The 18634-nt window shown below is 51.9% G+C and carries 15 protein-coding genes; 2 read left to right on the forward strand and 13 right to left on the reverse strand.

Annotated features, from left to right (window positions below; translation table 11 throughout):
• Positions 1-15 precede the first annotated feature (15 nt).
• The 3 genes from AXA67_04590 to AXA67_04600 form a co-directional block, all read right to left on the reverse strand.
• Complete coding sequence (locus AXA67_04590; protein ID KXJ41611.1) at positions 16-1236, reverse strand: beta-ketoacyl-ACP synthase I; 1221 nt, start codon at positions 1234-1236, stop codon at positions 16-18.
• Between the two features lie 13 nt (positions 1237-1249).
• The gene (locus AXA67_04595) at positions 1250-1768 is read right to left on the reverse strand and encodes a 3-hydroxyacyl-[acyl-carrier-protein] dehydratase FabA (GenBank protein ID KXJ41612.1); all 519 of its coding nucleotides are present in this window, start codon (positions 1766-1768) and stop codon (positions 1250-1252) included.
• A gap of 267 nt (positions 1769-2035) precedes the next feature.
• Positions 2036-4063 carry a hypothetical protein gene (locus AXA67_04600; GenBank protein ID KXJ41613.1) on the reverse strand — a complete coding sequence of 676 codons (2028 nt, stop codon included), beginning with the start codon at positions 4061-4063 and terminating at the stop codon, positions 2036-2038.
• A 28-nt stretch (positions 4064-4091) separates the two neighbouring features.
• Between AXA67_04600 and AXA67_04605 the strand changes: the two genes are divergently transcribed.
• Positions 4092-5456: a sodium:proton antiporter gene (locus AXA67_04605; protein ID KXJ41614.1), complete on the forward strand. Its 1365-nt coding sequence runs from the start codon at positions 4092-4094 to the stop codon at positions 5454-5456.
• Here AXA67_04605 and AXA67_04610 read toward each other — a convergent pair.
• From AXA67_04610 to AXA67_04620, 3 genes are all read right to left on the reverse strand, one after another.
• Entirely contained in the window at positions 5435-6598 is a 1164-nt protein-coding gene (locus AXA67_04610) for a hypothetical protein (GenBank protein ID KXJ41709.1), read from the reverse strand. The genes AXA67_04605 and AXA67_04610 overlap by 22 nt on opposite strands.
• A gap of 268 nt (positions 6599-6866) precedes the next feature.
• Positions 6867-7967 (reverse strand): chorismate synthase, encoded by a 1101-nt coding sequence (locus AXA67_04615; protein KXJ41615.1) that lies wholly within the window; start codon positions 7965-7967, stop codon positions 6867-6869.
• Between the two features lie 9 nt (positions 7968-7976).
• Complete coding sequence (locus AXA67_04620; protein KXJ41616.1) at positions 7977-8888, reverse strand: ribosomal protein L3 N(5)-glutamine methyltransferase; 912 nt, start codon at positions 8886-8888, stop codon at positions 7977-7979.
• 221 nt (positions 8889-9109) lie between these two features.
• Here AXA67_04620 and AXA67_04625 point away from each other — a divergent pair, with 221 nt between their 5' ends.
• On the forward strand, positions 9110-10492 hold the full coding sequence (locus AXA67_04625) for a hypothetical protein (protein KXJ41617.1): 1383 nt from the start codon (positions 9110-9112) through the stop codon (positions 10490-10492).
• 84 nt (positions 10493-10576) lie between these two features.
• Here AXA67_04625 and AXA67_04630 read toward each other — a convergent pair whose 3' ends face one another.
• From AXA67_04630 to AXA67_04660, 7 genes are all read right to left on the reverse strand, one after another.
• Positions 10577-12076, reverse strand: coding sequence for a hypothetical protein (locus AXA67_04630; GenBank protein ID KXJ41618.1), 1500 nt, complete (start codon positions 12074-12076; stop codon positions 10577-10579).
• A gap of 461 nt (positions 12077-12537) precedes the next feature.
• Positions 12538-14868, reverse strand: coding sequence for an energy transducer TonB (locus AXA67_04635; GenBank protein KXJ41710.1), 2331 nt, complete (start codon positions 14866-14868; stop codon positions 12538-12540).
• A 129-nt stretch (positions 14869-14997) separates the two neighbouring features.
• On the reverse strand, positions 14998-15321 hold the full coding sequence (locus AXA67_04640) for an iron-sulfur cluster assembly protein IscA (protein ID KXJ41619.1): 324 nt from the start codon (positions 15319-15321) through the stop codon (positions 14998-15000).
• Positions 15322-15354: 33 nt separating this feature from the next.
• Positions 15355-16485 carry a cysteine desulfurase gene (locus AXA67_04645; GenBank protein KXJ41620.1) on the reverse strand — a complete coding sequence of 377 codons (1131 nt, stop codon included), beginning with the start codon at positions 16483-16485 and terminating at the stop codon, positions 15355-15357.
• A 4-nt stretch (positions 16486-16489) separates the two neighbouring features.
• Complete coding sequence (locus AXA67_04650; GenBank protein ID KXJ41711.1) at positions 16490-16966, reverse strand: transcriptional regulator; 477 nt, start codon at positions 16964-16966, stop codon at positions 16490-16492.
• Between the two features lie 74 nt (positions 16967-17040).
• Positions 17041-17829: a serine acetyltransferase gene (locus AXA67_04655; GenBank protein ID KXJ41621.1), complete on the reverse strand. Its 789-nt coding sequence runs from the start codon at positions 17827-17829 to the stop codon at positions 17041-17043.
• Positions 17823-18551 carry a tRNA (cytosine(32)/uridine(32)-2'-O)-methyltransferase TrmJ gene (locus AXA67_04660; GenBank protein ID KXJ41622.1) on the reverse strand — a complete coding sequence of 243 codons (729 nt, stop codon included), beginning with the start codon at positions 18549-18551 and terminating at the stop codon, positions 17823-17825. The genes AXA67_04655 and AXA67_04660 overlap by 7 nt, the downstream gene beginning before the upstream one ends.
• Positions 18552-18634: the final 83 nt, after the last annotated feature.

Here is an 18634-nt window from a genome sequence, read left to right on the forward strand (position 1 = left end):
GGCGGGCGGTTTCGGTCATTGGTCCTGATAACGTTGCAAGATCAAAGTAGCGTTGGTGCCGCCAAAGCCAAAGCTATTGGACATTACCGTATTCAAGGTCACGTTATCCATCCGCTCACGGACGATGGGGAAACCTTCCGCGCCCGGATCAAGATTTTCGATATTGGCGGAAGCGGCGATGAAGTTGTTTTCCATCATCAACAGCGAATAAATCGCTTCCATCACCCCAGCGCCGCCCAACGCGTGGCCGGTGAGAGACTTAGTGGAGCTCAGCGGAGGAATCTCGCTGCCGAAGGTTTCCTTCATGGCTTCCAGCTCCCGGATATCGCCCACCGGGGTGGAAGTGCCGTGGGCATTGATATAGTCGATTTTGTCTTTGACCGTCGCCATGGCCTGGCGCATGCAACGCACTGCGCCCTCACCAGAAGGTTGCACCATGTCGTAACCATCGGACGTCGCCCCGTATCCGACGACTTCGGCAATAATATTGGCGCCCCGGGCCTGGGCGTGTTCCAGTTCTTCCAGCACGACCACGCCCGCGCCCCCGGAAATGACGAAGCCATCCCGGTTGGCGTCGTAGGCGCGGGAGGCTTGCTGTGGCCGGTCATTGTATTTGCTCGACAAGGCACCCATGGCATCGAAGCTCAAGGTCAAGGTCCAGTGGATCATTTCTCCACCGCCGGCGAAAATCACATCCTGTTTGCCCATTTGAATCAATTCGGCGCCATGGCCGATACAGTGAGCGCTAGTGGAACACGCGGAACTGATGGAATAGTTGACTCCTTTGATTTTAAACGGCGTGGCAAGGCAGGCGGAATGGGTGCTCGACATAATCCGCGGCACCCGGTAAGGGCCAACCCGTTTAATCCCTTTGGTACGTAAAATCTCCGCGCCTTCAACAATATCCTTGGTGGAGGGTCCCCCGGAGCCCATGACAATCCCGGTGCGTTCATTGGAGATATCTTTATCCTGCAAACCGGCTTGGGCAATGGCTTCCTGCATGGCAAGGTAATTATAGGCAGCGCCATCTCCCATAAACCGGTAAATCTTGCGGTCAATCAGCTCGCTGGGGTCCAGTCTGACAGGACCATACACATGACTGCGCATCCCCAAGGCTTTATATTCTTCACAAAACTCAATGCCACTGCGGCCTTGCCGCAAGGAATCCAAAACCTCTTGCCGGTTATTGCCGATACTTGAAACTATCCCATAACCTGTAATGACTACCCGTCTCATACAATGCTTCCTCCTAGAAAGCGTCTGTCGAAGTAAACAAACCTACACGCAAGTCCTTGGCCTCATAAATTGTCCGGCCATCACACGCCAGACTTGCATCCGCGATGCCCATCACCAATTGACGCAGCATCACCCGTTTGAAATTTACCTTATAGATCACCAGTTGGTTAGTGGGCAACACCTGACCGCGGAATTTAACCTCTCCCGCTCCCAGCGCCCTACCCCTGCCCGGCGCGCCGAGCCAACCGAGAAAAAAACCCACCAACTGCCACATGGCATCCAACCCCAAACACCCCGGCATCACTGGATCGCCTGGGAAATGACAGTCAAAAAACCATAAATCTGGCTTGATATCCAGTTCCGCAACCACTTCCCCCTTTCCATAAGTGCCCCCTTCATCACTGATATGGGTAATCCGGTCGAACATTAACATGGGCGGTGCCGGCAACTGGGCATTCCCAGGCCCAAACAACTCTCCCCGGGCGCACTGGAGTAACTCCTCATAGGTAAAACTATTTTGCTTATTTTTCATCAGGTGCCACTTTAACAATCCAAAAGACAGGATATTATCTTACAAGCGGGAGATAAAAGGTACTTCAAGAAAAGCACTTTGCCAAAATTTCGTATAAGCAAAGGGGTAATTGTTCGCCGCAGAGGCGCAGAGAACGCAGAGAAAAATTTATTACTGATATGGGCGCTTATTTCCACATTTCACTTTAAGAGATGCATTCCACCATCACAAAAACAGTAGATTAGAAAAACTCTGCGTTCTCTGCGCCTCTGCGGTGAGCAACAAAATTTACCGCTTTGCGATTTGGGCCGGCGGGAAAGAACATTTTGCAATAATCCCTTTCCCCTTTTTCTCTGGCGCCTGACGAACAGGGACTGGTTCAAGGTAGTCGCTGATCCGCCGGCCTGCATCATTCAACCGCTTTTGATAAATCATGGCATAAGCCAAAACAGCACGAACGTAACGGCGGGTTTCCCGGAAAGGAATGGTATCAATCCAAATATCGGCCGGCAGGCTTTGATTTTCCGGTAGCCAACGCGCCACCCGATGAGGACCGGCATTGTAGGCGGCGGTAGCCAGAACGAAATGACCTGCAAATCTTTCCAGCAAGGAGCGAAAATAGGCGGTGCCCAAACGGATATTGGTATCGGGATTCTCCAGCGCCGAAACAGACCCCAAGCGCTGATTGAGCTTGCGGGCCACTCTTCTGGCGGTCGCGGGCATCAATTGCATCAACCCGCGGGCGCCCACGGGTGAAGATGCCCTGTCATCAAAGGCGCTTTCCCGGCGGATGATGCCATAGACAAAGGCCGGAGCCAGCTGATGAGAGTGGGCATATTTGGTGACAGGTTCCAGATAATACAGTGGAAAACGCACCTCCAAATCATCCCAGTGCTTGGCATTGGCCAGCGCAAAAATGGCCATTTGGTGCCAGCCCTGGCGTTGGGCGATTTGGGCGGCGGCCAGCAACCCTTCAGAATCGAGAAGGCTGAGCAAATACCACCACTGCCGCCGCGCCTCCCGATAACGGTCCAGCGCCAGAAACTCCCGGATAGCTTTGATGGAACGACTTGAGGCCAATTGAGCCACTCTATCTGTCGAAGGTTGAATTGCCCGGTGAGCAATGGCGTAATCCGTCCGCAAACGGTCGGCCGCCATAAAACCATGGAAATTGGCTTTCAAGGCCAAGGGTTGATAGATTTCACGGGCGGCATCCTTGCCGTGAGTCGCTTCTTCTGCGCGCGCCAGCCAATATCTCCAAATTTCCCGCTCCCTATCCCCGGGCTCCAGTTGCAGGATGGATTGTTTCACCCCATGCCAATTCTGAGCCCGCAAGGCCGCACGGATACGCCAGAAACGGCTTGACCGGTTCTGATAAAGCTGCGGGATCTCACCCAACCACTGCCATGCTCTGGGGTCATTAGCCCAAGCCAGCCTTAAACCTAGAAACCGTTTGACTTTGGCTTGTTCTTCCCTCTCCAACTTGAGTTTGGGGCGCCATTGTTGCCATAAATCGATGGCAGCTTCCAAGTCCTTGCGTGCCAGGCGGCGGATGCCATGGGCGAATATTCGACCTTGGGAGATGCCCGCGAAGGCGCTTGGATCACATAAAATTTTCTCTGGATGATTGTGCACCTCAAGCCAGCGCGTCGCCCGGGATTGATAAACCTCTGGCAGCAGCTTTTTTAGATAAGCCGCCAGCCGCGCTTGATTGTTTTCCATAGCCATTAAAAAACGCCGCCATACCAAATCCGGCGTCAACCCTCCAGCTTGTCGCCAGGCGGAAAACAACGGATCACAAGCATCAGGCTGAGAGCGGCCCGCAAGCCAAAGCCTGCGGGCGCCCCGCCACGCCTGTTTTAGGTTACCGGTTTCATGCAAGGCCCAGTAGTAGTGACACTGAAGGCTCACATTTTTGCTAACTTGATAATGCTTCAAATAGTCCCGCCACCGGCCTTTTTCCGCCAGATATTGGAGCATTCGTCTACGTACTGGCCAGGCATAGCGAGTTTGGGAATAGGTCTTTAGAAAATCATCCATCTCTCTGATTTTCCCGGGATAAGTTTGATACTTTTGATAGAGGAGATGAGGATAAAGCGGGTACTGTTTTAACTGGACTACCAGCCGGTCGAATTCGGCGGGGTTATCACTTTTCAATGCCTGCTCCGCCGCCAGATACAATAGGCGCTGACGCTCAATTGTCACAGTGGTGCCAAAAGCAAAGAGAGGGTTGATCAGCAGCAGGCAAACCAGCCCATGAAATACTAAGTTTGCCCGCCTGTCCTTTTTTCCATTAACGCTATAATGCATAACCATCTTAGGCTCTCAAAGAAGGAGAAAAACAATGCGTCGCTTGCTGCTTACCTTGTTGGTTTTCATGCTTCCTTTCACTCTGGCCGCCAAAGAAGCACACGTCCACAGCCCTGGAAATCTGATCAATACGCCGATTGCATGGATTTGTCTGGGGCTCTTTGTACTAGCCTATGTCCTGGTCATGCTGGAAGAAGTCATCAGCATGGAAAAATCCAAGCCGTTGCTGTTTTGCGCGGCAATGATTTGGGTATTGATTTCTGTGCTCAGCCAACAGTACAGCATTCCCGAAACCCAAGTTAACGCCTTTTTACGTGCAGAGCTAGTGGAATATGCCGAATTGTTCCTCTTTCTCCTGGTGGCAACCGCTTATGTCAACGTTCTGGACGAACGCAATACCTTCAAGGTCTTATGTGGCTGGCTTGCCCAAAGGGGCATGAGCTACCGCATGTTGTTTTGGGTATTGGGCATATTGACCTTTCTTCTTTCAACTGTAGTCAATAATTTAACCACCGTGCTTGTGGTCAGTTCTGTTGTCTTGATGATTGGCCGCCAAAGTCCGCGCTTTATTACGCTCACTTGCCTGATTGCCGTCATTGCATCCAACGCGGGCGGGGCATTCAGCCCCTTTGGCGACATCACGACATTGATGGTCTGGCAAGATGATAAAGTCAATTTCTTTCAGTTTTTTCCGTTGATGCTGCCCGCACTGGTCAATTTCCTCATTCCGGCAATTTGTGCCCATTGGGCGATTCCAGTCGGCAGCCCGCAGATTCCTGATGAAAGCGCTGGGGTTACCCTGAAAAAGGGGACTTGGATAATTTGCGGTTTGTTTCTGTTCACCATTGTCATCGCTGTTATCTTCGAGCAAATTTTTCACTTACCCCCTTATCTGGGGATGATGGCGGGTTTGGCGTGTCTGCTTCTGTACGCCTATCATCTTGACCGTTTCAAGCCGGAGGAAAGTTTCGATATTTTCCATCAGATGCGCGATGTGGAATGGGATACTTTGCTATTTTTCTTTGGCGTCGTCTTCGCTGTGGGTGGCCTGCGCTTTCTCGGTTTTCTGAGTTTGGCATCCCAGGAAATCTATGAAGGACTGGGGCCTGCCACCGCCAATGTGATTGTCGGTTTACTGTCAGCAGTGGTGGACAACATCCCGGTCATGCTGGCAGTGCTGCACATGGAACCTAAAATGGATCTATTTCAATGGCAATTAGTAACGCTAACAGCAGGCGTGGGCGGCTCGTTGCTGGCCGTAGGCTCCGCTGCTGGGGTCGCCATGTTGGGTCAAGCCCGTGAATATTATACCTCCTTGTCTCACTTGCGTTGGTTTCCGGTGATTTTGCTCGCCTATGCCGCCAGTATTGCCGTGCACTATTGGCTCAATGCTCCGTAACCCCACACCCAGCGCAGCGCAATGGATAGCGCCAACAGACAGGTCACGGCGGCGCCGGCAAATACGACTGGCGCCCCAGCTTGATCCCAAAACATCCCGGCTGCGTAGCTGCCCGCCATACTGCCAAGACCAAAGCTCAGGCTACTGTAGAGTGCCTGCCCTTTACCCTGATGGGCTTGCCCAAAATAACGGGGGAGCAATTGCATGGCCGCCGCGTGGGTTGCGGCAAAGGTTGCCGCATGCAGCACCTGGGCGGCCAGCAACACCCAAAACACGTGGGCATACCAGCCGATGGCCAGCCATCTAACCGATCCCAATCCGACTCCGGCAAGCAACAACGCTCGAGGCGATAAAAAATGAAACAGCCTTGGCAACAGCAAAAATAAAACGATTTCCGCCACTACGCCCAAGGTCCAAAGCATGCCGATCCAGCGGCCGGAATAATCCAATGCCTTGAGATGGATAGAATAAAAGACATAATAAGGACCATGCGCTGCTTGGGCCAAAAACACCACGAGCAAGAAAGCGATGACCTCCTTGCGCCATAATAATGGCCACCAAGTGGGTGTTGAATCTGTGAAGTGGGCGCGGAATTTGGCTTCCGGCACCATCAGCGATACCATCCAAATCAACCATAAAAGCACCGTCAATACCTGGGGCAGGAAGCCAATGGCGAAGCGCTCCAGGGCAAAACCCAACCCCAAGACGGCCGCGATAAACCCCAGCGATCCCCAAAGGCGCACCCAGGGATAGTGACGGCTATTACCCCCCAAGTGGGCCAGGGTGACGGCTTCAAATTGAGACAACGCCGCGCTCCAAAACATCCCGAATGCCGTGGTCAACAGCAGCATCTCCCGGTAGCCGTGGACCTCAAAAATCCCCAAAAACAACCCCGCGGCCAACAAACACGTCCAGCGGATCCAGGTGATTCTCCTGCCACTATGGTCCGCCAACCATCCCAGGATGTTGGGCGCCACCACTTTAGTGGCGGAAAGCAAGGCCAGCACCGTGCCAATCTCCAAGGCGCTATAACCCAACCCCTTTAAATACAAACCCCAGTAGGGCAAAAAAGCACCCAGGGTCGCGAAGTAAAAGAAATAAAAGGCCGACAACCGCCCATAGGGCACCGTGGAGGGATTCACTGCCAAAGTTTAACCCGGATATTTCACCGGCATCCCGGATGATGGCGCAGGACAGGTGCGTCTGGGCGCCGGGCTGGACTGAATGCCATAGCCGTAGCTATGGCTTGAAGGAAGCCCAAGCCCAGGCGTGCCTGGACAAGCCAGGGCCGGGATAGGATTCGGGCTGAATCCAAATTGGATTTCGTGGAAATCATCAACCTTAAGCATTTTATGTATAAAAATCAGTTAATTATGGAAAAGCCAGAATCCGGCTGGTGAAATATCCGGGTTAATCCGGTGAAGCGGGAATCGGCGTCAGGGGAGGCGTCACCTCCAGATTCTGGGCCCGGTGACGCAGACAATGATCCATCAAGGTAATCGCCACCATGGCCTCGGCGATGGGGGTGGCCCGGATGCCGACACAAGGATCGTGCCGGCCTTTGGTGACCACCTCCACCGGTTGGCCATGGATATCAATACCGCGGCACGGCAGCCTCAAGCTGGAAGTGGGTTTGAGGGCAATATGGGCCACAATGTCCTGACCGGTGGAAATACCCCCCAATATGCCGCCGGCATGATTGCTCAAAAAACCTTCTGGCGTCATTTCGTCACGGAATTCGGTGCCTTTCGCTGCCACACATTGAAAACCGCTGCCGATTTCCACTCCCTTGACCGCATTGATACTCATTAAAGCGTGGGCCAACTCCGCATCGAGGCGGTCAAAGACCGGTTCCCCCCAACCGGGAGGCACGCCGGTGGCAATCACTGAGACTTTGGCGCCCACCGAATCCCCGGACTTGCGCAGCGCGTCCATGAAGGCTTCCAGTTCTTCAACCCGATTGGGATCGGGGCAGAAAAAAGGGTTTTCCTCTACCGCATCCCAGGCAACAAAATCCAGCGCCAATGGACCGAGCTGGGCAAGATAGCCCCGGATTGTAACCCCTAAGCGGTCTTGCAGATATTTTTTCGCAATCGCTCCCGCCGCCACCCGCATGGCGGTTTCCCGGGCGCTGGATCTCCCGCCGCCGCGGTAATCGCGAAACCCGTATTTTTGGGTGTAGACGTAATCGGCGTGGCCAGGCCGAAAGCGATCGGCAATGTTGGTGTAATCCTTGGAACGCTGATCGGTATTTTCGATAAGCAGGCCGATGGGGGTACCGGTGGTTTTGCCTTCAAAGACGCCGGATAAAATTTTCACTTGATCCGGTTCCCGGCGCTGGGTGGTGTGGCGGGATTTCCCCGGCCGGCGCCGGTCCAGATCTTTTTGCAGATCCGCTTCGGTCAATGCCAGCCCCGGCGGACAGCCATCCACAATACAACCGAGCGCGGGACCATGACTTTCGCCAAAAGTAGTGACCGTGAATAATTTACCAATGCTATTGCCTGACATTCCGCCTTCCTATTTGAATATATTTCGATATTGTTGCACTTGGGATGCCGTGAGCAAAAATACGCCTTCGCCACCCCGGTTAAATTCCATCCACAGAAAAGGCACTTGTGGAAAGCGCTTTCTAAGCGCATCGGCGCTGTTGCCCACCTCTACCACCAAGATACCCTCTTCCGCTAAATAATCGCCAGCCTGACGAAGGATTCGGATCACACAATCCAGCCCCGCTTTCCCGCTTTCCAAGCCCATTTTGGGTTCAGCCTTATATTCCGCGGGCAGACTCTGCCATTCGGATCGGCTGACATAGGGCGGATTGCTGACTATCAGTTGATAGCGATTCTCAGGCAGTTGATCGAACAGGTCCGATTCAATGAGCTGGACGCTGTCTTCCAGATGATGGCGTTCCACATTAATTTTGGCCACTGCCAACACATCCGCCGATAAATCCACCGCATCAACTTGAGCCTCTGGAAAAGCATAAGCGCAAGCAATGGCAATACAGCCGCTGCCTGTGCAAAGATCAAGCACCCTGCCGACAACAACATCATCCAACCAGGGAGAAAAGCGTTGTTCAATCAATTCGCCAATGGGAGACCTGGGCACCAGCACCCGTTCGTCCACGTAAAAAGAAAGCCCACAAAACAAAGCTTCCCGGGTCAAATAAGCCGCAGGTTTGCGTGATTCCACCCGGCGCTGCAGCAGCGCCATCACAGTCTCCTTTTCTTCCGGCGTCAAGTGGGCCTCCAGATAGAAATCGGGCAAATCATAAGGCAAATGCAAAGCGTGCAACACTAAGGCCGCGGCTTCATCCAGCGCATTATCCGTCCCGTGGCCAAAAAACAGCCCGTTGGCGTTGAACAAACTGGCCCCCCAACGGATAAAATCCCGTGGAGTATGTAAAAAATCGACAGGGGAAGATGACATGGGAATTCAGGCCTAATTTATCTCTGACCGGTATTATACTTGAATAGGGTTTTGAACTTGGCCAGGAAAAGCGGATGTTTTGGCATAACCCACGCCCACAAATCCTTATAACAACGACGGAAAAATCAACATTTGACCAAATCTACTATCTTTGACGTAGGTCACAAAAAAAACGGATATTGATGGTGAAAAGTATAAAGTTCTCGGGCGTCATAACACTCTTGTTATTGCTGACTGCCTCATTCAGTTTTGCCAGCGAGACAGCTGAAAACGCTCTTTTTGATGAGGAAAGCGGGGAAGAAACCCTCATCGAGCAAGAACTAAATACCCTGGAACTGGAAGGGGATAATTCTGAAAGCGAAGAGGAATTAATCCTGGAAGAAGACGGCGAAAGCAACCTCGCCGACACGGAAGAAACTAAACCCACCCGCCAGACCATTGAAATTGCCGGCAAGAGCGGCCTGGAATACCGTTATTTCCACGACCACGGCCTCGAGCCCGGGATGCGTTACCACAACAATATTTCCTTCAGCCTGGAACCCGAATTTCAATATTCATGGGATGAAGGTCATCAAAGCTTCGACTTCAAACCCTTTTGGCGTTACGACCAGCACGACAGCCGCCGCACCCATTTCGATATCCGGGAGCTGATATGGCGCGGGAATTGGGGGCCCTGGTCAGTCCACGCCGGCATTGACAAGATTTTTTGGGGGGTCACCGAATCCCGCCACACCATTGATATCATCAACCAGACCGATTTGATTGAAAACTCCGATACCGAAGACAAACTGGGGCAACCCATGTTGCACGTAGATTACAGCAGCATGAAATGGGGCACCTTCAGTTTTTTCTATTTACCCGTCTCGCGCCAAAGAACCTTTCCCGGGAAGAAAGGCCGTTTGCGCCCTTCCATCCCGGCACAATTCGGCCGCCTGCATATCAGCGACTCCAGCGATTACCGGGGCAGCGCCAATCAGTTTCATCAGGACTTTGCGGTACGCTGGGCCAGAACCTTTGGCTATTGGGATGTGGGAGTCGTATATTTCAGAGGGGTCACGCGTCGTCCCAGGTTCAAGATGGGGTTTGATCGATTCGGGCGGCCAGTGAATCTGCGTCCCATCTACGAAATCATCAATCAAATTGGTGTGGATATACAAGGGGTCACCGGCAATTGGCTGTGGAAGCTAGAAGCTTTCACCCGTTCCGGCCAGGGCAAGCGCTTCCAACAGCTCACCGCAGGCTTCGAATACACTTTTAGCGGAGTTTTCTCAACCGGCGCTGACCTGGGTTTTTTAATGGAGTATCTCCACGATACCCGCGATAATAATTTTCCCTTGCTTAATTTTGTCCCTTTTGAAGAGGATATTTTTGTGGGCACCCGCTTGGCGCTCAATGACGTACAAGGGACTGAACTTCTTGCTGGCGCCACTATCGATCTCGACAATGCCACAACTTTCTACAATGTGGAAGCCAGCCGCCGAATTGGCGACCGCTGGAAGGTGTATCTGGAAATGCGTGGATTTACCAATGTGGACCCCAAAGATCCGGCTTATTTCTTCCGCAAGGAAAATTACCTGCAAGCGGAATTGCAATATTTCTTTTAAACCCTATGGCATCCAATAGCCCGCACTGGCCTGCATTTATAGGCTAATCTCAAGGAAGTGTGAAAGCAGTTTCCCAGGTATCGCCTATTGGGACGGATGCTCATTCACCCCAATCCGGCAAGTGAACTGAAGTACCCCCCGGGCAGGATTTGCTTTTTCCTCCAGCTTGACAGGGTATGCCATGTCCTCTCGCAGGACTCTAATCATGGTCCCCGCTTCAACAGGCTGCTGTTGCAGCAATAGCACATCCCTGCCTTCTATCTTGCCGAGCAAGCCTCGTTGATAGGTCTGGAGTTTTTGAATAGTGACCAAAGGCTGAACGCCAACCGGTGTCACTTCGTGAAGTAACGGTTGCAATTTCAACAATACGGAATCCAAATCCGTTTCCGTTTGCTTCAACTGCGCCACCACGGCCAAATGATCCAATAGATCATTGGTAATAATGCCTACGAGATCGCCTATTTGTAGCGATCCAAGCGTTACATGGCATTCTAGCCATTCTCCTTGACCCATCGCCATCCATATTGAAGGCTTTTCTTCTTGCGCCAAATACTGAAAGACCGGCTTGAAGCCCGCAACCAGATGACATCGCTCGGGCGGTTGTTCAATTTCAGGCTCGGCACCCAACCAGCTTTGGACCAGTTGATCCAACAAATCCAAAGATAACGTTTCATTGCTTTCTTGCTCCCAATACTCAAACCGGCCCACCTTGGAAGCAAATGCCCTGTGTTCTTTGAGGAGTTTCACTAGGCTGGAAAAATTGATTCGCAAGCTACTATCGTCATCCGCCCATACCGCGGGGACATCTTCATTAAAGTGAATGCGCCATCCCATGCCCACCGTGGATTCTAACACCAACAATGGCGCCCATTTTTCCATAAGGGCTTCAAGCAGTCTGATTTCCCGGGGCAGCAGGGCAAAAGGTTCGGCCAAGCCCAGGAGCAAACTTTGTTTATACCTTTTTTCCAGGGCGGTCCGTTTGCCATGGCGGAGACCTGGCAGCTTGGTTGACAGCGAAATAATGTCCCTTTCTCCAGCCAAGCGATAGACACTATGAATGTCGCGCCAAATATTCTCAGGCAGTTGCCAATGGAAGAAAGCCCGTAGCGATAAAGTTCGATACAAAGTCTCGAACAATCTAAGCAATAAAAAAGCTTGCGGTTTTTTGCGCTGTTGGGATTCTCCCTGTAGCCAATGGGAATAAACAGCTCCCAGCTTTTGCCAGACCGCCAAAAATTCTTCAATAGATTCGCGCAGGTGATTGTTTAAGGGAAATGCCGTGTCAGAATTCTCTTCAAGAAAGTCTTGTTGCCATGTAACCAGCTTAAGAAAAATCTGCTCGCTGAGATCGAGCAACTCATTGGACCAAGGACATCGCACCAGCTTCAAAACAGCTTCTTGAAATTCAGTCGGCTTTTTCGCGGCGGAAAGAATTTCATGTACATCCAATAAAATACCCGCAACATCAGATTGACGGCATGGATTGAAATGGAGGGGTTTAAGATATTTGAAATGGAAACTTTCAGCCATGGAATGGATTCCTTGAATCAAAATGATATTGAGGATAACAGGAGAATCTTTCATCTCCCAAGCTAAGTTTAGCCCGAATATTTCACCAGCCGACTTCGGGCATCCTGCCCTACACCCCGGAGGGGGCTAGCAGAGCTGTCCCAAATCACTTCCGGCGATTTGGTTATTCCAGGGCGTCCAACCGCACCTGTCCTGCGCCATCATCCGGAATGCTGGTGAAATATCCGGACTGGTTTTTTCTATCTAATTGATTCATCATGGATTCATGAGTCAAGCTACAATTTTCTTTGGACTTGGCAATTTTTTTGGATTAAACTCTCTCACGTGCTGCAGGGAACAACGCAGACGCTGCGTCAAAGAGGAGGAGTACCCTGTCAAGCCGGATAACAATAATAATAAAACTGTCATGTACGCTAAAACATATTAGCGAACAGATTATTTAAATAAAAATAAGAATAAAAATAGCCCGCGATAAGCGGGCTTTTTTCTATGCTGTGACAAGCTTTAAGTTGCGTTTACAGGCTAAGCCTTATCCCTCCCCAATAGGCGCGGGGCGCACCAGGTCCAACGAAACGCGGATCGTCAAAATCCTCCCCTAAAACTTCGTCTGCCTGACCAAACAACCCAAATGTCTTGTAGTGTTTGTCAAACAGGTTATCTACCCGCAGAAATAGTTGTACGTGGTCATTGAAACGGTACTGGCTGCGTAGGTTGAAAACCCAATAACCAGGAAGAGGGTCATTGAGATTGGCCTCATCGCCCCGGAAATAGCGATCGCTGTTATAAATCCCGGTCATGCCCAAGGTTAGCTGAGGCACTATATCCGTTTCCAGATTGAACTTGAACATATGCTCCGGCAGGCCCGGGATCCGGTCACCCTTTTCCACGTGGATCACTCCGTCCTGTGCCTTGGGATTATTGGGGCTGGGCGCATCGAAAGGTGTCTGGAAAGTCGCGTCCAAAAAGGTGTAGTGAAATCCAAACCGGATTTTCTGAAAAAACAGGCCGGTCAAATCATTATCCACGCTTCCGGTTAAATTCGCCTCCATTCCCAAACGACGGGTCTTGCCAACATTGTCGAAAAAACCCTCACTGGTGAGATTACCAGCGCTGATAAAGATAATGTCATCGTGATTTTCGGTATAAAAAAATCCGGTGTGCCAATTCAACCGTCCTTGCAAGTCATCAGCAAAACGAAGTTCATCCAAGGTCCCCCTCAACCCCGCTTCCCAGGTTTTCGCCACTACCTGTTTTAAGGGCGGGTCGGCAATGAAGGCATTGGGCAGTTTGCAGGGGTCTTCGGGATCGGCGCAGGTCAGCTCCACCACTGTCGGTGCCCGGTTGCTGACGCTGTAACGGCCGTACACAGTCAGTTCGGGCATGAATTGGTAAGTCAATCCCGCGGCGGGATTGAAACGGTCGAAGGTATGGGCGCCGTTCAGTGCTTTTCCAAATTTGTCTTGCAAAACAAGATGACTGGCGTTGTAGCGCCCAGATGCCATCAGGGTCAGGCCGTCGATAGGTTGCAGTTGCTCGATAAAATAAGCACCGTAATGCGTTACTTCACTGGCCAACCTTACCCGGGCATCTTTGACCAAAATTCCGCTGCCAAAAGTGCCCCTGCTCTCGGTCAAGCGCGCCAATTCGGTATCAAATTGGAAATGGATTTGCGCCTGGTCAAAACTGAAACCCACGACAAAATCATTCTCCATGCCAAACAAATCATAAAGAAAAGCACTTTGAATCGCCGCCCCATAGCCCCGCTGGCGGGTCTTGCTGAAATTGTTGGTGGCCGAGTCCACAGCCGGACTGGCGGGAATGGGATTGCCCGCCACATCCAGGGCGACTGATTCTTCATCGTCTCCTTCCTGGCACATGAATCCTGTGTGTTGCGGTTCTTGACATTCTTCAAAATCGGTATCATCCCCATTGAATGTTCGGTTTTTATTCAAGCGATAGTAAGCATTGCCGGAAATTTGAATCTTGTCATTGACCCATACATTGCCGTCCAAATTGGAGAAAAACAATCGGTTGATGGTTCGGTCGGGGTGGGTGAAGATCGCATCGTGATCCAAGGCGCGTAACTGTATCGGTACCGCGCCATTGCCGATAAGCTCGTTATCCGTGCCCGATAGGGTCAAGTTCAGTTGGGCTATGTCATTGCGCCAACTGAGCACCCCGAATGCCTGACGCACATGGGTGGGAGATCTTTCCCGCCAGCCCTCTTCTTGAAAATTTCGCAGATGCACAAAATAGCCCAAGGTGCCATTGTTGGCACCGCTGGACAGTTCCGTGGAATGCCGGCCCCAAGAGCCCGCCAGCCCTTCCACTTGATGGCGGGAAAAGGAAAACCCGGTCTTGGTGCGAATTACAATGGCGCCTCCCAGGCTATTGAGTCCATAAACGGGATCTGAGCCTGGATGCAGCGCCATATGGTCGATGGCGCCTTCGGGAATCAAATCCCAATTGACCATATCGCCGAAAGGCTCATTAAAACGGACGCCATTCACATACACGGTCAGCCCCTGAGGCAACCCCAGTAAAGGCGAGGCGGTAAACCCACGGTATTGCACATCGGGTTGGAAAGGATTGCTTTGAACGTCGTTAACGGAAACGCTGCCCAGATAATTGCGCATGTAGTCACTCAGGGCAAAACTATGGGTTTCTTCCAGATCCTCGCCAGTAACTAATTGGACATTGGACGGCAGCCGGTCCAAAGGAACGCTGCCGGCTCCCAAAGGCGTCATACCAGTCACTTCGAGGGTCTCCAATTTCACCGCTTCTTCAGCCTTGGCAGACAAGGCAAGGATGCCTATCAGCCCTCCCCAAATCCATAGGCGCCTCATCATCAATTGCTCCTCCACAATGTTTTCAAAATGGGAGGAGAATAATCAATCCCACGTTAAGATTAAATAGGAATTTTTCCCGAATGTTTTTAACCGGGAATGCAGGAAATTAGAGACGCTTTATCGGCTTTATACGGTAAAACTTTCGCCACACCCGCACGTGGCCTTGGCTTTTGGGTTATTGAACTGAAAAGCCTCGTTCAAACCCTCGCGGCGGTAGTCCACTTCCAACCCTTCCAGGTAGTCCAGATCTTCCCTCTTGACGACCACTTTTACGCCATGATCCTCGAAAACCACGTCATCGGCTTCAATCGCATCAGCGTAATCAATGACGTAGGAATAGCCCGAGCATCCCGCCACTTTGATGCCCAGACGCAAACCAATCCCTTTGCCCCGCTTGGCCAATTGGTCGCGGATACGGCGGGCGGCATTTTCAGTCAATCGAATGGACATAACGTCTCCTTAAATATTTACCTTATGGCTTGACTAAATAACCCCAAAAGACCGTAAAATTCCTTGCAGAGATGCCAAAAATTGCTCCACCTCCAATGGGGTATTATCCTTTCCCAAACTCACCCGGACGGCACTTCGGGCCAGGGTTTCTTCCACCCCCATCGCCAACAGCACGTGGCTGGGCTCCGAACCGCCGCTGGCACAAGCCGAGCCGCTGGATACCGCGATATTTTCCCGGTCCAGGGCCATCACCAGCATTTCCCCGTCCACGCCATTGACCCCAAACTGGAGGGTATTGGGCAAGCGGCGGGCTTGTTCGGCAAACAGGGTAACACCTGGAATTCCCTTCAATCCCGCCTCCAATTGCTGGCGCAGATCGAACACATGTGCCGAGTGCGCTTCCCTTTCCTGTATGATGATTTCCGCGGCCTTACCAAAGCCGACAATCGCGGCAACGTTTTCCGTGCCGCCACGAAGTCCTTGCTCCTGCCCACCTCCATACTGCAGAGGCATCAGTTCCAATTTGGAGTCCAGAATCAGCGCCCCCGCTCCTTTGGGACCATAAATTTTGTGGGCGGACAAAGTCATCATCCGGGCGCCGGTGTCAGAGAAATTCAACGGCATTTTTCCGGTTGCTTGTACCGCGTCGGTATGAAAAACCACGCCGTGCCGCCGGGCGGTTAGCGCCAACTCGGCAAGCGGTTGCACAACGCCTGTTTCATTATTGGCCGCCATGCACGATACTAATTGGACATCCCCACCGATGAGCAGTTCGTCCAGGGCATCAATGGCAATCACGCCGGAGGCATTGACCGGGATAAAACTTACCTGCCATCCCTGTTGTTGGAGTCCTAGGGCGGTTTCGCGCACGGATGAATGTTCAATGGCGCTGACTGCCAACTTGCCGCCCGGGAATTTTCTCATCCTGCCTTGCAGCGCAAGATTATTGGCTTCGGTACCACCGCTGGTGAAAACAACCTGACTCGGCTGGGCATTGACTAACGAAGCAACTTGGGCGCGGGCCTGTTCAATAGCGTCCCGGGCCACCCGTCCCCATCGATACAGAGAAGAAGGGTTGCCATAATATTTGGACAGGAAAGGTTCCATCGCCGCCATTACCCGCTCATCCATGGGTGTCGTGGCGTTGTGATCAAAATAAATCATGTCTTCAATGGACAGATTCTTCTTCTCCCACAGAAGATTCCTTCATGTCACGGTCCTGGCGGTTGGCAACTTGTTGAATGTCATGGCGGGACAATAAATCCCCAAGGCTGATTCCCGATAAATAATCGCGGATTTGCTCGCTCAATCCCATCCATAGTTCATGCGTCAGGCACGGCTGATTATTTTGACAATTGCCTTTCCCCCCGCAGCGGGTGGAATCCAGAGTCTCATCCACTGCGGTAATAATCTCGGCGATATTGATTTCATGAGCCGACCGGCTCAATTGATAACCGCCCCCTGGCCCTCGCACACCCGTGACCATTCCGGCCCGGCGCAGTTTGGCAAACAGTTGTTCCAAATAGGAAAGGGAAATATCCTGACGCTTGGCAATATCGGTTAAAGCCACCGGTTTCTGGCTGCTGTGATAGGCCAAATCCAGCATTGCCGTGACTGCATAACGGCCTTTGGTGGTCAATCGCACGGTAAAACTCCGTTTTAAATTCACTTACAATTTCAAGTGAAATCACTATAACCAATCCCTAGTAATTCAGTCAATTATTTAGAAGCATTATCATTACTGTCCCGCAGCGCACACGCTTCCAGTGGTGGCAAGGGTCTTTCCGGCAAGGAAATACCAGCCTTGTCCAAGGCCTGGCGCAATTCTTCCACTTGTTTGTCGAGAGCTTGGATATGATCCAGCATGTGGTTGATCGCATAGGCCACGGGATCGGGCATTTCCGGCGCCATCCCATAAGCGTCAAAACCAATCCGGCTGGCAATGGCTTCGCGCTGGGCGGCGCTGGCTTTGCGGTCCGCATTGACCACGTGACCGGGAATGCCCACCACTGTGGCACCGTCTGGAACGTCTTTCAACACCACGGAATTGGAGCCGATACGGGCATGATTGCCTACTTTGATGGGTCCCAAAATTTTAGCGCCGGCGCCTACTACCACATTATTTCCCAAGGAAGGATGGCGTTTGCCTTTCTTCCAACTGGTCCCCCCCAGGGTGACGCCGTGATACAGGGTACAGTCATCGCCAATCACCGCCGTTTCCCCGATAACGACGCCCATGCCGTGATCGATGAAAAAGCGCCGCCCGATGCTGGCGCCGGGATGGATTTCTATGCCTGTCAGCCAACGGGCAATGTGGGAAAAAAAGCGGGCCAACCAAAAAAATTTGTTCCGCCATAAACAATGGCTCAGCCGGTGAAACCAAATGGCGTGCACGCCAGGATAGGCGGTGACCACTTCCCGCCAATTGCGGGCAGCGGGATCTCTTTCAAACACACAATTGACGTCTTCTTTGATCCGGGTCCAGAAGTTAGCCAGGCAATTTAGCATGATTTATTTGTCCCTTTGCTGTGTTGAGCCGCCGTTAAAATCCCACGCAAAATATCCACTTCTTTTTTTTCCAAACGCACCCGGCCAAACAAACGCCGGAGCCGCCGCATAATGGATGGCGCCTTGCGGGGATGGAGAAAACCGATGTCCTGCAGGGTTTGCTGCAAATGCCCATAGAAAGATTCCAGCTGCGAAGCCGTTGCCAACAAATTTGGCTCCGGCGTTTTTTCCGCCACCACCGCACGGGTCAGGTGCAACTCATACACCATAATTTGAACCGCAGCGGCAAGATTTAACGAACTGTAACCTGGATTGCAGGGAATATGCAGCCAATAGTGACACAAATCCAGTTCTTCATTGGTCAATCCCGAACGCTCCCGGCCAAAAACCAGAGCGACCCGATGACCGGGGGGCTCTTGTTCCAATAAACGGGCACATTCTCTGGGTGTCACTTGCGGCCACGAAATCGTTCTTTGGCGGGCAGTAGAGCCGATTACCAGGTGGCAACCGGCTATCGCCTCTTGCAAGGTATCACATACCTCCGCCCGGGCCAGCACGTCGTCCGCCCCGGCGGCACGCGCGGTGGCGTCGCTACTGGGAAATTGCTTGGGAGACACCAGTACGAGCTCATAAAACTGCATGTTTTTCATTGCCCTGGCTACCGCCCCGATATTTCCCGGGTGACTGGTTTCTACCAGGACAATTCGAATTTTTGGCAACAAACCCTTGTCCTTCCAACCCAATGTAAAGTTGCAAAATTCTATCAAAAAGCCGATATACTAATACCTTTTACCGCAAAGACACA

The organism is Methylothermaceae bacteria B42, assembly GCA_001566965.1.
GTDB lineage: Bacteria > Pseudomonadota > Gammaproteobacteria > Methylococcales > Methylothermaceae > Methylohalobius.

Bases quoted from the DNA above. Each gene is read 5' to 3' on its own strand.
- AXA67_04590 (KXJ41611.1), bottom strand. From the start codon at position 1,236: ATGAGACGGGTAGTCATTACAGGTTATGGGATAGTTTCAAGTATCGGC.
- AXA67_04595 (KXJ41612.1), bottom strand. From the start codon at position 1,768: ATGAAAAATAAGCAAAATAGTTTTACCTATGAGGAGTTACTCCAGTGC.
- AXA67_04600 (KXJ41613.1), bottom strand. From the start codon at position 4,063: ATGGTTATGCATTATAGCGTTAATGGAAAAAAGGACAGGCGGGCAAAC.
- AXA67_04605 (KXJ41614.1), top strand. From the start codon at position 4,092: ATGCGTCGCTTGCTGCTTACCTTGTTGGTTTTCATGCTTCCTTTCACT.
- AXA67_04615 (KXJ41615.1), bottom strand. From the start codon at position 7,967: ATGTCAGGCAATAGCATTGGTAAATTATTCACGGTCACTACTTTTGGC.
- AXA67_04620 (KXJ41616.1), bottom strand. From the start codon at position 8,888: ATGTCATCTTCCCCTGTCGATTTTTTACATACTCCACGGGATTTTATC.
- AXA67_04630 (KXJ41618.1), bottom strand. From the start codon at position 12,076: ATGAAAGATTCTCCTGTTATCCTCAATATCATTTTGATTCAAGGAATC.
- AXA67_04635 (KXJ41710.1), bottom strand. From the start codon at position 14,868: ATGAGGCGCCTATGGATTTGGGGAGGGCTGATAGGCATCCTTGCCTTG.
- AXA67_04640 (KXJ41619.1), bottom strand. From the start codon at position 15,321: ATGTCCATTCGATTGACTGAAAATGCCGCCCGCCGTATCCGCGACCAA.
- AXA67_04645 (KXJ41620.1), bottom strand. From the start codon at position 16,485: ATGATTTATTTTGATCACAACGCCACGACACCCATGGATGAGCGGGTA.
- AXA67_04655 (KXJ41621.1), bottom strand. From the start codon at position 17,829: ATGCTAAATTGCCTGGCTAACTTCTGGACCCGGATCAAAGAAGACGTC.